9 protein-coding genes are annotated in these 12,955 nt (G+C 43.7%); 3 read left to right on the top strand and 6 right to left on the bottom strand.

Annotation, left to right across the window (positions count from 1 at the left end; all coding sequences use genetic code 11):
• Positions 1–88: 88 nt before the first annotated feature.
• Together otsB and J502_RS02680 are read left to right on the top strand one after the other, a co-directional pair.
• Positions 89–937 carry a trehalose-phosphatase gene (otsB, locus tag J502_RS02685; RefSeq protein WP_034683026.1) on the top strand — a complete coding sequence of 283 codons (849 nt, stop codon included), beginning with the start codon at positions 89–91 and terminating at the stop codon, positions 935–937.
• Positions 925–2,361, top strand: coding sequence for a trehalose-6-phosphate synthase (locus tag J502_RS02680; protein WP_034683024.1), 1,437 nt, complete (start codon positions 925–927; stop codon positions 2,359–2,361). Before otsB ends, J502_RS02680 begins: the two co-directional genes overlap by 13 nt.
• A gap of 101 nt (positions 2,362–2,462) precedes the next feature.
• On the opposite strand, the gene J502_RS02675 is transcribed toward J502_RS02680, so the two are convergent.
• The 6 genes from J502_RS02675 to J502_RS02650 all read right to left on the bottom strand — a co-directional run bounded on the left by J502_RS02675 (position 2,463) and on the right by J502_RS02650 (position 12,173).
• Complete coding sequence (locus J502_RS02675; protein ID WP_005406670.1) at positions 2,463–3,662, bottom strand: MFS transporter; 1,200 nt, start codon at positions 3,660–3,662, stop codon at positions 2,463–2,465.
• Positions 3,663–3,932: 270 nt separating this feature from the next.
• Positions 3,933–5,969, bottom strand: coding sequence for an NAD-dependent DNA ligase LigA (gene ligA, locus J502_RS02670; RefSeq protein ID WP_005404910.1), 2,037 nt, complete (start codon positions 5,967–5,969; stop codon positions 3,933–3,935).
• 75 nt (positions 5,970–6,044) lie between these two features.
• Entirely contained in the window at positions 6,045–7,055 is a 1,011-nt protein-coding gene (locus tag J502_RS02665) for a cell division protein ZipA C-terminal FtsZ-binding domain-containing protein (RefSeq protein ID WP_005406659.1), read from the bottom strand.
• A 2-nt stretch (positions 7,056–7,057) separates the two neighbouring features.
• Positions 7,058–10,507, bottom strand: coding sequence for a chromosome segregation protein SMC (smc, locus tag J502_RS02660; RefSeq protein WP_005406695.1), 3,450 nt, complete (start codon positions 10,505–10,507; stop codon positions 7,058–7,060).
• A 10-nt stretch (positions 10,508–10,517) separates the two neighbouring features.
• Positions 10,518–11,213: a GntR family transcriptional regulator gene (locus J502_RS02655; protein ID WP_005406842.1), complete on the bottom strand. Its 696-nt coding sequence runs from the start codon at positions 11,211–11,213 to the stop codon at positions 10,518–10,520.
• A gap of 150 nt (positions 11,214–11,363) precedes the next feature.
• Complete coding sequence (locus J502_RS02650) at positions 11,364–12,173, bottom strand: sulfite exporter TauE/SafE family protein (RefSeq protein WP_034683035.1); 810 nt, start codon at positions 12,171–12,173, stop codon at positions 11,364–11,366.
• A 30-nt stretch (positions 12,174–12,203) separates the two neighbouring features.
• Between J502_RS02650 and J502_RS02645 the strand changes: the two genes are divergently transcribed.
• A complete protein-coding gene (locus tag J502_RS02645) occupies positions 12,204–12,950 on the top strand; it encodes a biotin--[acetyl-CoA-carboxylase] ligase (RefSeq protein ID WP_005018828.1) in 747 nt (248 codons plus the stop codon).
• The last annotated feature ends 5 nt before the right edge of the window (positions 12,951–12,955 follow it).

The raw sequence follows: 12,955 nt of genomic DNA, 5'->3' as shown, positions 1-12,955 counted from the left end.
TAGGTTTAATAATAAATTCCGGCCAAAAGTCAACTTTTAATGATAAATAAGATAGACCATTTATCAGAATAATCAGGCTATTTGAGCAATGAACGAATCTGCATTTTCCTCTGCCACAGTACAGTTCTCTGCTGTTTCATTACAGAAGATGATTGCAGATGGTCATAAGGAAAATACTCATTATTGTTTGTTTCTCGATATTGACGGCACACTTTCTGATTTTCAGGATGATCCCGAAGATAGTTTTATTCCTGAAAACACATTAAATATTCTTCAGACCATTTTAAAGCTTGATGTGCCTGTTATTGCGGTAACCGGCCGACATGTACAGGTCGCCCAGTCTCTTTTTGCCCCCTTATGCATTCCAGTTGCTGGACTGCATGGGCTAGATATCCAAATTGATGCTCATACACATTTCAAACCTGATCTGAGTCAGATTGATTTTGTTCGCTTGAGGCAGGATTTAAAAGCAGCTTGTGCATCTTATCCCCAGCTGTTAATTGAGGATAAACAGTACTCGGTTGCTTTGCATTACCGGCAGTGTCCTGAACTAGCAGACACAGCAAAGCAAATTATGCAGGTACTGCATCAATCTCATACGGCACTTAAAATCAATGAAGGTAAATGTGTTATTGAATTACTTCCTCGAAAAGCCGATAAAGGAGAAGCAATAAATACCATATTAAAGCATTTGGAACTTACTCAAGTTTTACCGATTTTTATAGGTGATGATAAAACCGATGAATCTGGTTTTAGAACAATAAATAACCATAACGGTATAAGTATAAAAGTCGGCCCAGGAGAAACCCAGGCTCATTATCGGCTCAAAGATATTAAAACAGTAGCTGATTTTCTTGCACTATTTTCAGAATTCTTAAAAACGCGTGTTTTGACACAGAATCAAACACCAAATGGAGAAAAAGCATGTCTAAACTAATCGTATTATCGAATCGTGTTAGTCTGCCAAATCCCGACAAGCCCGCTGCGGGAGGCTTGGCAGTGGCGTTACAGGATGCACTTGATGAAACCGGCGGGATATGGTTAGGCTGGAATGGCGAACAAATCAATAATGATCAACAAGCCGAGTTTGGTCGCATTAATAATAAAAATGTAGAATATCTGACTTGTCCATTGACTCACCAGCAATATGAGCAGTACTACTGCGGTTTTGCCAATAATACACTATGGCCTGCGATGCATGAGCGCGCAGACCTGATTGAATGTAATGCTGAAGAATATGAAACCTATCAGCAGGTAAACCGCTTATTTGCTGAAAAACTAAAAGATATTGCCCAGCCAGATGATGTGATCTGGGTTCATGACTATCATTTTTTTAGCGTAGCACACTATTGCCGTGAATTAGGCATGCAAAACAAAATCGGCTTCTTCTTGCATATTCCATTTGCACGTTTAGCCATATGGCGCCAGATACCTATGGCAAACCGCCTCATTCAAGACCTATGTCAGTATGATGTGGTGGGTTTACAAACTGAACATGATCAGAACCTGTGTATGCAGGCCTGCACCACCCTACTTCAGGCACAAAAGATTCAGCAATACCTGCTTAGTTACCAGAAACGCATTACCACTATTAAATGTTATCCGATTGGGGTCAATCCAGATCATATTCAGAAAGTAGCCCGTCAGTATGCCGATGACTCACAGTCTGTTTTTGACTTTGATGCCTTAGGTAAACAGCAGACTGTTATTGGGGTTGACCGAATTGATTATTCCAAAGGATTACTTGAACGTTTTAATGCATATTCCGACTTTTTAGCTACTTATCCGGAATATAACCGTCAAGTAACAGATTTACAGATTGCCTGCCCATGCCGTCTGGATATTGTGGCTTATCAGGAATTATTTAAACGTCTAAAAGAGAAGGTTAAAACTATTAATGCACAATTTGCTCAAGATGACTGGCTGCCAATTGAATGCAGTCATGATGTCGTTGCTCATGAGGCATTAATGGGCATCTACCGCAAATCAAGTATCTGCTGGATCAGTTCAATCCGTGATGGTATGAACCTGGTAGCAAAAGAATATATTGCAGCTCAGGACCCTGCAAATCCTGGTGTATTGATCCTTTCAAAATATACAGGGGCTGCTGAGCAGATGCCAGAAGCTATTATTGTTGATCCAGAGGATCCTAAAGCAATGGTTCAAGCATTAAAACTTGCGCTAGATATGCCTCAAGAGGAACGTACCCGCCGTTATCAAAAACTGATTGCGGGGCTTAAAGCTTTTGATATTAATGACTGGCGTAATGCATTTCTGGTTGACCTGCGTCAAAATAATGAATTGCAGAACTTTAAACGGCCTGGCCGTGATACAGCCAATCCAGTTTATCAATTGCTGTAGTGCCCTCAGTTTATATATTTATATAGAAGTATTGTCCATAAAAAAACCGGTAAACTTCCAGCTTACCGGTTTTTATGTAGTGGCGTTTAAATAAGCTGACTTTAGGCGGGGTCTACTCGAGTAAACCGGTTTAAAATAGCTACAGTAGCCAATAATACTGCCACACTCGCAAACATGATGGTTAAGCCGGTCATCTCACCAATTACACCGATCAATGCCGGGCCAGACAGAGATCCTGTATAAGCCATAGTCGATACACAAGATAGGGCTGCCGCTTTAGGCATAAAGTTCTGACGTCCAACACGTGAAAACATGACAGGTACGATATTTGAACAACCCAGACCAACCAGTGCATAACCTAACAGTACAATAAACCAATGTGGAGCCAGTACCACTACTGCTAAACCTGTAGCAGCACAAATGGCGCTATAAGTTACAATATTTTTTTCACCCAGTTTTTTCAACAGGTAACGCCCCGAGAAACGGCCCAATGTCATGGCAATCGCAAAGAAAGTGTAAGCCAGCCCTGCAAAAGCGGGATTAACACCATATTTGCTGGTCAGGTAAATGCCACTCCAGTCCATGGCCGCACCTTCCGATAAAAATGCGATAAAGCACATCAGTCCAATCAGCAAGATAATAGGCGCAGGCAGTTTTTTATGACTTTTTTTATGCTCTGCCGTGTCTGCTTCAATCTGTTCATCGCGTTCAATTTCACTTAATGAAGCTGGGACCGCAATAATGCTGATGACGAGTAGCATAATACTTACTGCCAGCGCACTGATCAGTGGCGATACGCCAGCCGCTAAAAGCGCCGTTACAGTCATTACACCAGCTAAGCCACCTAAGCTGCACATACCATGAAAACTCGACATCATGGCACGCAGACTGTTCTTCTCTACAATAACTGCCTGTAAATTGAGGGCAACCCCAAAACTTCCTGCAGCTGTACCGAACAGGAACAGAGAAACCGCCATCATTACTGATGTATTCCAGACAGCAAGCCCCGGCAATACTAACAGTATCAACAGCGCCGCAAAGCCAATAATTGCACGGCAACCGATTCGTTGTACCAGAGCCCCAGTCGCAGGCATAGCAATCATTGACCCTACACCCATACAGAGCAATAACAAACCAAAATCAGCATGATTTAAATTTAGACGCTGCTGTGCAAATGGAATCAAGGGCGCCCAGGCCGCCGTTCCAAAGCCCAAGCTAAAAAAGTTCAAACGTGTAGATAGACGTTGTGCACTCAGTTGAGCTGCGCTATCTAAAACTGCTGTTCTGGAGAAAAGTATCACAGTGTGCCACCACCATTAAAAAAGACCTCGGTATTCCATTCCAGAGAATTCCAATAGAAAAACCCCTACCGGTTTGTAGATATATCTACTTATTGGCAAGGGCTTTTGATGGCGAAATTATACACACTTACAAGAACAATACATCCATTTCAAAATATTTTTTCAGTCTTTTTTGTAACTGTAAAAGCCTTACTACATAAGGTTTTGAAAACATTTTCAATGCACTAAAAAACAGCATAAATATGGATAAACCATGTAATTTAATTTACATTAAATTACTTGACCATAGGTTTCCATTAGCTCAATAAACTGCTTTTCATTTAGTGTCTGAATATTAAGCTTTTGTGCCTTTTCCAGTTTTGACCCAGCCTTTTCCCCGGCAACCACACATTTAGTTTTGGCAGATACACTGCCACTTACACGTGCGCCTAATGCCTGTAACATCTGGGTAGCCTGTTCGCGTGTAAGGTGCTCAAGTGTGCCTGTTAAAACCCAGCTTTCACCATTCAATGGCTGGCGCGTTGAGGCAATTGGTGCATCCCAATGGATGCCTGCGGCCAGCAATCGATCAATTACTTCCAGATTATGTTCTGCACGGAAAAAGTCATAAATCCATTCGGCTGTTATATCGCCTACATCAGGCACTTTTTTCAAGCTATCTACATCTGCCTGTTGCAAGGCTTCTAGGGTTTGAAAGCTGTTGGCCAGCATCCGTGCCGTTGTTTCACCGACACCTCGTATCCCCAAGGCATAAATAAAACGGGCCAGTGTAGTTTTTTTACTTTGTTCAATTGCATTGATCAGGTTCTGAACTGATTTTTCACCCATTTTTTCAATGCCAAGCAACGTATTCCGATGCTGGTGCAGATGATAAATGTCTGAGACATCTTTCAACAGTTCAAGATGCAGCAGTGACTCTACCCAGCGGTCCCCCAGACCTTCAATATCCATAGCCTTGCGGGACACAAAATGGCGAATTGATTCAATTCGCTGTGCTGCACAATATAACTCTCCCGAACAGCGGGCCAAAGCCTCACCTTCCGGCATCACTACAGGTGAGGCACACACAGGACAGGTTTCCGGTAGGTTTATGACTTCGGCAGTGTCCGGACGAAACTCAGGCCAGACTTTTTCCACTTTAGGAATCACGTCTCCGGTTCGGTAAACGCTCACTGTATCGCCAATTCTTACATCCAGACGGTGAATCTCGCCAATATTATGTAGTGTTACATTGGATACTGTTACACCTCCGACAAATACCGGATTTAACCGGGCAACAGGCGTCAGGATACCTGTTCGTCCTACCTGCCAGTCTATATTCTCTACTGTAGTGAGGGCTGCAATTGCAGGGAACTTATAGGCAGTTGCCCAGCGTGGTTCCCGGCTTAGAAAGCCCAACTGTTTTTGCTGTTTAAGGCTATCTACCTTAACCACCATGCCATCAATTTCTACACCCAGGTCAGCGCGCTCTTCCATAATTTTTTCATAGCGGCGCTGTACTTCTTCAATCGAATCACATAAAAATTGCCGTTCGGCAATTTCAAAGCCCAGATCACGTAACCAGTGCAGACTTTCGGTCATGGAATTTAAGTGATGCTCTGGTTCACACTGGGCAATTCCATAAGCATAAAAGGCTAATGGACGTGCAGCGGCAATACCCGGATCTAACTGGCGAAGGCTTCCAGCAGCAGCATTGCGCGGATTGGCAAATATTTTTTCACCTTTGGCTTCATTTTCAGCATTTAATTTTAAAAAACCGGTTTTAGGAATTAGAACTTCCCCTCGCACTTCCAGCAATTTAGGTATAGCAGCCTGATCAGAATAAAGGTACTTTGGCAAATTACGGATAGTTTTAACATTCTGGGTAATATCTTCTCCAGTTTCTCCATCGCCCCGCGTTACCCCACGTACCAGCTCACCATTTTCGTACCAGAGTGAAATAGCCAGCCCATCGAGTTTTAACTCGACCTCATACTTGACCTGTTGCCCCGGAAGACGCTCCTCTACCCGGCGGGCAAACGCGAACAGGTCTTCCTTATTAAACACGTTTCCGAGCGACAGCATCGGCACTGCATGTCTGACTGACATAAACTTGCTCAGAGCTTGTCCACCTACACGACGAGTCGGCGTATCATTTTGAACAAGATCCGGATACTGCTCTTCGAGTGCTTTTAACTGATGAAACAGGGAATCATATTCATTATCGGAAATACTGGGCTGATCCATTACATAATAAGCGTGATTATGCTGTGCGATCAGCTGTATAAGTTGACGCATCTGCGTCACAATGCCTGCTGTAGATTCCATAAGATTCACCATATAAAAGGGCGGATACTCCCGCCCTGATGCTGCTTTTAATCTGTTTTTTAATTAAATGCCGGATCAGACACTGACATGATCCGGCCGGTAATCAATCACTTGATGACGCCAGTGCTCTTTAAGCTGTGGCGTAAACTCAAGATTCTGTTCATCATATACTTTACCATCAATTTCCCGCGCAATCAGGCCGGCAATACTGGTCATCATATCAAAACCGGTAATAGCATTCGGATTTGGCAATGCCAGAAAGAAAGCCAAACCCTGTACTTGCTCGGTAGACAGACTTTCAAGGTCAAAACCTGCTGGACCTTCATCAGTAATACGCAGTACAGAGAACATCAGTGGACTTTGTTCTTCTGTTTTTTCATAGCGGTGGAAGCAGGACATCTCACCATAACGCAAACCATATTTTAACAGTACCTTCAGGGCTTTATCACCTGATAAAGCACGGCGCGGATTCGGATAAACATTCAGTGCAATAATCTGCTGCGCAGTTGCTAGAGCACTTTCATCATCACAGCGCTGCTGTTCATGTAAATGTACATCAAGGATATTACTTTCACCATCAAACTCGGCAATTTCGGCAGTTTCAATAGTAGGATTCAAGCTAAATTCCGGCTCTTTTGGCTCAGACCCATCAGCCACTTCAGTTGATTCTGAAGTTGTCTTTTCTACTTTCTTTACTTGCGCCTGAGTTTCACTCAAAGCAATAGCTTCTGCAGGTGCTTCTGGCTGAGCCCGAGTTTCAGCCTTATCTGTAGAGACAGACTGAGAAGCAGATACTTCAGGTTCTGAAGCTTGGTTAGAATGTTGTCCGGCTATTGGTACAGACTGTTGAGTGGCCGAGCTCTGATCAAGCTGTGGTTCTTTACGCACTGTTGGCGTAGCTGCACTCTCGCTGGCCTGTAGCTGGTCACGGACATGACGGGGAATCACCGGCTTGTTGCTTTGCGGGTCTATATAAAGTTCAGATTCGAGTGAGGGTGCCGTATTTGGCTTTTTCAGCATCATACGCAGCCCGACCAGAATAATAATAACAGCAACAATAATCCCTATCAGGGTAGTGACTTCCATACTTATGCCTCCGTGACTAAACCGTATTCTTTTGCTTGTTCTAAATTGACTGTGACTAATTTTGATGTTCCTGGCTCAGGCATGGTTACACCGAGTAAGTCTGTTGCCATGGTCATTGCAATTTTATTATGTGTAATGTAAATGAATTGTACCTGTTCAGAAAGCTCTTTTACCAAATTACAAAACCGCTGAACATTGGCATCATCTAAAGGTGCATCAACTTCATCCAGTACACAAAACGGAGCCGGATTTAGCCTGAAAATTGCAAATACCAAGGCCAGTGCAGTCAGTGCTTTCTCTCCACCTGACAATAAAGCCAGAGAACTGTTACGTTTCCCAGGTGGCCGTGCCATTAATTTAATACCAGATTGCCAGTCATCTTCCAAGCTCAGACTGGCCTCACCGCCATTAAAGACTTTAGGAAATAGTACCTGTAGCTCGGCATTTACCTGATCAAAAGTACTCATAAACAGCTTGCGGGTTTCCTGATCGATACTCTTCATGGCATTTTTTAGCTGCTCTACAGTATTTTCCAAGTCCCGCATCTGATGACTCAGCTCTTCAAAACGCTGGCTTACCTCATCATATTCCTGTGAAGCAGCCAGATTTACTGCACCAATTTTTTCAAATTTTTGCTGTATTTTTTCAAGCTGCTGCTGATGACCAGACAAATCAATCTTTAGCCCTAAAACCGGCTCGCTATTTAATTCTTTAAGCTGTTCAGCATAATGCAAAAAGTCTGATTTGGCCGCCTGCCAGGCTAGACGCTTTTCTTCCAGCTCGGTACGCAAAGACTCATCCTGCTGCTGAAAACGATGACGCTGTTCCGTCAGTTGCTGTTGTTTTTCCTGAACCTGATTCAGTTCAACTTGCCATTTATGCCAGCTTTTTTCTAAATTTTCAGTAAGTTGCTGCTGCTGTGAAAATTGCGACTCCAGATTAGGTAACTCCAGCTGAATAGGGTCAACAAATTTTTTAGACTGCTCTATTTGCGTTATAATCTGCTGATACTGGACTTTCAAAAATGAAGCATCTTTTTCCAGCAATTCAATCTGTTGCTTGGTTTGTATTGCCTGCCGGCGTATTAAATCCAGCTCCTGTTGGGCATTTTGCAGATTTTGCTGGGTACTTTCCAGCTGCTCAGTCAATTCTTCAAACTGGAACTGCTGGGCTTTATAGTTTGGCAGTATCTGCTCAAGCTTTAAATCTAGGGCATGCAGATCAATTTCCAGATCATCCTTTTGCATGGCATCTTCTTGCAGCTGAAGATCAAACTGTTGCAGCTGGATATGTAATTGCTGCTGCTGTAATTTCAGTGCCTGTGCGGTACTTTGTATTTTAGCAATGCTGATATTAAGCTGCTGTAATATTGTTTGCTGCTGCTTAAGCAGATCCAGCTGTAATTGCTGTTGATGCTGCTCGGTCTGGACTTGCTGCTTGACCGTTAACAGCTGAGCTTCTTGCTGTTCCAGCTGCTCACCAGACTGCATTAATAATGCTTCGATTTCTTCCAGACGGATACGGTGGCTTAACATACCTTGTCCGGCTTGGCTGTCATCATCATAATAAAGTGCAATGACCCAATCTGCACCTACATGATAACCATCGAGTGTCAGGATGGACTGACCAGTATGCAGTTTATCCTTTAAAGATAGCGCTTCAGATAAAGTTGTAGCGACCGCAACCTGAGTCCATAAAGAATAATGTGGTGTTTCAATCCAGTTGGCTAAACAGGGTAAGTGGTCCAGTTGAATGAGTTCATCTGAATGGCCTTTAAGTTGTCTTGAAATGTTCTCGCTGAAGCTTTGCCCGGTCTCTAGCACATGTGCAGTCAGCCATTTAGACAGAAACTTTTCAATGAGGCTTGCATATGGTTTGGCCTGCTTGTTCAGTTTAAGTATTTGTACTAACTGTACCTGGTCTTTCTGGATTACCGGGCCATATTGAGTCATCAACTGTTTCAGGTTTTTCTGTTCAGAATATAGTATCTGAATTGATGATTTCAGCTCTCCCAGTTTACTGCTCTTTTGTGTATAGACTGATTCAAGCCCGATAATTTTCTGCTTTCTTGTATTAATCTGCAGTTCTAAAACTTCAATCTGCTGTTGCAACTGCTGTTTTTCAGTATGTCGCTGTTTAAGCTCATCTGATTCATACTGCTGTTGAAGCTGGGCAATCTGGGTATGTAAGGTTTCACGTTGCTGTTCAATCCGACCAATATTTTTTAAGAGCTGCTCGGTCTGCGCCAACATCTGCATTTTCTGCTGTTGCTGTTTTTCGACCTGTTGTTTGAGCTGCTCAAACTGTTGCCCTACCTGTTGCTGCTGGGCTTTTAAAAGTTGTATATCCTGAGTCCGACCTTGGTGCTGCTGTTCCTGTTGCTGTGTCTGCTCATCCAGCTGTTCCTGTTGCTGATACAGATTTTCCAGCTGAAGCTCAATCAACTTCAGCCGTTCTTTAGTCTGAACTTTCTGCTGCTCAAGCTGGTTAAGCATCGTGGTGTTTTGCTGAAATAGTGACTGCTTCTGTTCCAGCGTCATTTTGAGTTCAGCCATTTTTTTTTCAGCTTGCTGCCACTCACTCTGTAAAGGGGCAGATTGCTGCAATAACCGCTGAAACAGCTCGCTGGTCGAGGTCAGATTATGCTCTAGAGTATGTAGCTCAGAACGCACCAGTTTAAAAGACTCTCTCAGTTCATTCATCTGCAAGGTATATTCCTGCTGCAAATGCTGGCTTCGTTCACATTGCACAGAGAGAATTTCGATTTTAAGGGTACGAATCCGGTTTTCCAGTTCCTTGTACTGAACTGCAGTTTCGGCCTGTTTTTTTAAACTTTTTAGCTGACTTTTAAGCTCTAGCGCAATATCTTCCAGACGGGATAGGTTTTGAGTGGTATGTTCAAGATGTAGCAGCGTTTCTCGGCGACGGGCCTGATAACGTGAAATACCGGCGGCCTCCTCAATGAAAACCCGCATTTCATCAGGTTTGGCATCTACCAGCCGGTTAATCATGCCCTGTTCAATAATGGCATAGGAACGTGGGCCCAAACCGGTTCCCAAAAAGATATCAGTTATATCGCGGCGGCGGCAGCGCGTACCATTAAGAAAATATTCAGACTTGCCTTCACGGTTAACCTGTCGACGTACAGCCAGTTCGTTATATGCATTGTAGGCGCCGCCCAGTTTTCCATAGGTATTGTCAAAGCGGAGCTCGACACTGGCCATACCCACAGGTTTTCGTTTTGCTGTACCGGTAAAAATAACATCCTGCATGCTGCCACCTCGCAGCTGACGAGCACTAGACTCGCCCATTACCCAGCGGATAGCGTCAATCACATTAGATTTGCCACAGCCATTTGGGCCTACCACTGCACTGCGGCTATCTCTGAAATTCAAGGTGGTTGAATCGGCAAACGATTTGAAGCCGGAAAGTTTTAAACTGCTTAAACGCATAGTGTCCTGATTAGCGATGCGAGCGACGGGCCCAAGCTAATTCGATCTGTTTCATTCGTGTCAGCGATTCCAACACAAGGTTGCGCAAGTGTCGACAAAAATCTTCCATAAATAAAGTGGCTTGTTGTGAATTTCGGTTCAAAATAGCATCAATCACTAATTTAAACAGTTCAAATGACTCCTGCAGCTCACGACGTGAAGTATTTAAGGTCAGAAAATAACTACGTCTCAAAGAAGGTAACAGCTCATTCAGAAATTTCATTAAATAGAGATTGACAACTAATCCTTGCTGCTCCATCAGATATTCGAAAATCTGATCATAAAATTTTTCTGTATGGCCATGTTTTACCTGCTCCTGCAAATAAACCAGAAGTTGCTGTAGAATTTGGGCATCTGTACCACGCCAGCCCTGACTGATCTGCTGGACCACCTGCCCGAGCAGCAAGCAACTGGTATCAAATAGTGCCCGAACCTGTTGAGGCGACATTTCAGCTACAATTGCCCCCCGACGCGGATAAATCTCAATCAGATGAGTACGCTCTAATAAAAGCAGTGCTTCACGGACTGACCCACGGCTGACATCCAGCTCCTTGGCAATTCTCAATTCCTGTATCCGTTCACCCTCAACCAGTTCTCCGCTGATAATCTGTTCAGCAATGCTTTTAGCAATTTGTTCAGAGAGACTGTCTGTTGCTTTAACTGTCATGACTCACCTACTTTTATTTATATAAACTGCACTGAATGCAGTTTTTTATTGGTAAATGAATTGTTGACAGCTTTAAACTTTAAAACTATGTCATTGTCGGACAATTTTCAGGTATTTTAGGTCAATTCTCACATCATGAAAGAGAAAGCTTTAGAAATAAATACTGACTGCCTGATAGATAAAATATACACCTACGACACTCAACAGTCCGGCAAAGCACTTTTTGAGCATAGCGGCAGAAAGCATATGGGCGACTCTGGCACCCAGCTTGGCCGTAATGAAACTCATTGTACTGATACCAATAAATGCATAGATATGAACATAGCCAATCGCATTTGGCACTTCTACATTTGCTTGGCGTCCAAACCAGATAAAGCCCAAGGCCCCTGCAATGGCAATTGGTAAGCCACAGGCCGCAGAGGTAGCTACAGCCTTTTGCATGATCACACCATGCCGGTTTAAATAAGGCACTGTCAGACTGCCTCCACCAATGCCAAAAATGGCAGAAGCTATACCAATACCTCCTCCGGCCAGCATTTGTACCGGTGCAGAAGGTAATGTGCGGTCCGGATTTACCTGAACATGTGCGCCCCTGAACATCTTGTATGCAACCCATATGGCAAACAGCCCAATAGCCAGCTGCAGATGCTGTCCAGACAGCAGATCTGCCACACCCGCTCCCAGAAAAGAACCAAGAACCAAGCCAGGAGCCAAGTTTTTAAACACTGCCCATAATACGGCACCGCGTTTATGATGTGCCATTACCGAACTGATTGAAGTAACAATGATGGTGGCTAGAGAAGTACCAACCGCCATATGCATCAGCACATTCGGATCAGAATTTAACTGGGTAAAAACGATATAAAGAATAGGAACAATAATCAGGCCACCGCCTACTCCAAACAGACCGGCAGCAAAACATGCAATTGCACCAATCAGCAAATATATGATTAACTCCATCATTAATTTCTCATTTCTCTTTATTTCAATATGGATTTAGATTCCCGCCGGCTCCAGCAACTCCTGGCGCAAACACACCATTACCCTGAGGCAGTAGTACTTAAAGCAGAGACCACCTCAACCAATGATGATGTCCGTGAAATTGCACAGAAAGGAATAAAGTCTGCACTGGTCTGTAGTGCCAGACAAACTCAAGGGCGTGGCCAGCATCAGAGGCCTTGGGTATCGCCTGAAGGAAACATTTATTTAAGCACATTGCTACAGACAGGAACAGCAATAGACGGCCGGCTGGCTCTTGAAATAGCCCTGAACATCTTGCAATGCCCTTCTTTACAACCACTTAAACTTCAGGTCAAGTGGCCAAACGATCTTTACAGCCATCAAGGAAAATGGGGCGGCATTCTGGTGGAACCGATTACTGCACAGCAGGCTATTATTGGCGTAGGGATCAACATTTACCAGATACATGATGTACTCGACCAGTCGGTAACTTCATTGACACAGCTGGGTTTGGCTCAAACAGATTTAATGCAACTTATCGCCGAACTTTACCATGCCATCCAGCAGGCAGGAGAATGGTTTAGTCATGGTAGCCATCAGCTGGCAAACCGCTTTAATCATCATGCCGCTTTTTTAAACGATATGGTTTACTTCGAGCATCATCAAGGTATTGCTGAAGGAAAATTCATCGGAATTCAAAATGATGGCGCAGTTACGTTACAAATCGCTGATGAAAGCCATACTTTTTATCAGGGCCGCTTACGCCGTCAGCAGTAAAAAAT

The organism is Acinetobacter sp. 1294596 (assembly GCF_000582925.1).
In the GTDB taxonomy this organism is placed as follows: domain Bacteria; phylum Pseudomonadota; class Gammaproteobacteria; order Pseudomonadales; family Moraxellaceae; genus Acinetobacter; species Acinetobacter radioresistens.
This window is presented reverse-complemented; position numbering and strand designations above follow the sequence as displayed.

What these genes read in the sequence shown, in the direction of transcription:
- otsB (WP_034683026.1), top strand. Translation starts at nt 89, where the DNA reads ATGAACGAATCTGCATTTTCCTCTGCCACAGTACAGTTCTCTGCTGTT.
- J502_RS02680 (WP_034683024.1), top strand. Translation starts at nt 925, where the DNA reads ATGTCTAAACTAATCGTATTATCGAATCGTGTTAGTCTGCCAAATCCC.
- ligA (WP_005404910.1), bottom strand. Translation starts at nt 5,969, where the DNA reads ATGGAATCTACAGCAGGCATTGTGACGCAGATGCGTCAACTTATACAG.
- J502_RS02665 (WP_005406659.1), bottom strand. Translation starts at nt 7,055, where the DNA reads ATGGAAGTCACTACCCTGATAGGGATTATTGTTGCTGTTATTATTATT.
- smc (WP_005406695.1), bottom strand. Translation starts at nt 10,507, where the DNA reads ATGCGTTTAAGCAGTTTAAAACTTTCCGGCTTCAAATCGTTTGCCGAT.
- J502_RS02655 (WP_005406842.1), bottom strand. Translation starts at nt 11,213, where the DNA reads ATGACAGTTAAAGCAACAGACAGTCTCTCTGAACAAATTGCTAAAAGC.
- J502_RS02650 (WP_034683035.1), bottom strand. Translation starts at nt 12,173, where the DNA reads ATGGAGTTAATCATATATTTGCTGATTGGTGCAATTGCATGTTTTGCT.
- J502_RS02645 (WP_005018828.1), top strand. Translation starts at nt 12,204, where the DNA reads ATGGATTTAGATTCCCGCCGGCTCCAGCAACTCCTGGCGCAAACACAC.